Below are 1292 nucleotides of genomic sequence, written 5' to 3'. Positions count from 1 at the left end.
TCCTTATATAATCTGGCATTCTTCTTACCTCCACTATTGTTTCATCCCTTAGCACTATGTATTCTATAATCGCTCTATAATTAATCTAAAACCTTATTACCATGGATGTTATATTATCCCTACCACCATTTCTTAATGCCCTATTAACTAATAAATTAGAAATAAAACTAGTATCCTCATTAACACTTAGTATATCTAAAATTTCATAGTCACTTAACATATCACTTAGTCCATCACTACATATTAAAAATACGTCATTCTTTTGAATATTAGTTTCATCATATACCTCAGCTTCCATTATCCCTTCACTATATGACATTCCAAAATACCTTGATAGAAGGTTTCTTCCTCTATGCGTCTTTGCTTCTTCCCTTGTTATGAGTCCTATCTCTACCATTCTTTCAGCCTCTGTATGATCATTATTTATTTGTGTAAGAGTATTATCCCTAAGTAGATAAAGTCTACTATCACCTAAATTCATAGCTATTGCCTTATTCTTATACACAGCTAGTCCAGCAAAGGTAGTGCCCATTCCTCGACTGCCTTCATCAAAGGATTCTTCATAAATAAAACGATTTGTTTTCTCAACATAAGTTTCCATTCTCTCAGCTAAATTCTCTATACTTTCAATACTATTTACTATATTTTTATGGAATCTTTTTAGTTCATTTACTGCTATGAAAGAAGCTATTTCCCCTGCATTTTCTCCCCCCATGCCATCACACACAGCAAATATACATTCTTCATATTCATGTCTTATACTAACCTGATAATTTCCTCTTTGATATTCTTCCATTATGATACCATTTATATAAAAGTTATCCTCATTATTATCTCGTATAAGTCCAACATTTGTTGAAACCGATGCATCTACATAGCACATATAATCACCCCTTTCAAAAGGTAAAAAATAAAGACTCTCTCTTTTACTTTAACTAACTCGCGAAATATTTCTTGAAGTAAAAGGAAATCATACGTCTATAATAAATATTTTAACAAAAAATTTAATAGCAAACTATAATTTAATAAGATTTCAATTATTTACTATGTTCATATAAATAAAAAAAATCCCCTGAACAAAACTGTATAGGGGTGATAAAAACTTGGTTTATAAAATTGTCTTTGTGTCAATACTCGTAATATAAACATATAAATGTAGAAAAAAGGAGGGTTAATTTATGAAAATAAGAAGAAAATATAAAAAGCTTACTAAGTTAGGCCTAACTATAATACTATTAACAGGTGCCATTATATTAGCATTAATAGCTGTATTAATATTTGGTATGTAAAGC

The 1292-nt window shown here is 29.5% G+C and carries 1 protein-coding gene; it reads right to left on the bottom strand.

Features of this window, described 5'->3' with window-relative positions; all coding sequences use genetic code 11:
- Positions 1–85: 85 nt before the first annotated feature.
- Positions 86–883, bottom strand: a complete 798-nt coding sequence (locus CLCY_RS05335) for a PP2C family protein-serine/threonine phosphatase (protein ID WP_048570106.1) — start codon at positions 881–883, stop codon at positions 86–88.
- Between the last annotated feature and the right edge of the window lie 409 nt (positions 884–1292).

Source organism: Clostridium cylindrosporum DSM 605 (assembly GCF_001047375.1).
Classification (GTDB): Bacteria; Bacillota; Clostridia; order Clostridiales; family Caloramatoraceae; genus Clostridium_AB; species Clostridium_AB cylindrosporum.
This window is presented reverse-complemented; position numbering and strand designations above follow the sequence as displayed.

Bases quoted from the DNA above. Each gene is read 5' to 3' on its own strand.
- CLCY_RS05335 (WP_048570106.1), bottom strand. From the start codon at position 883: ATGTGCTATGTAGATGCATCGGTTTCAACAAATGTTGGACTTATACGA.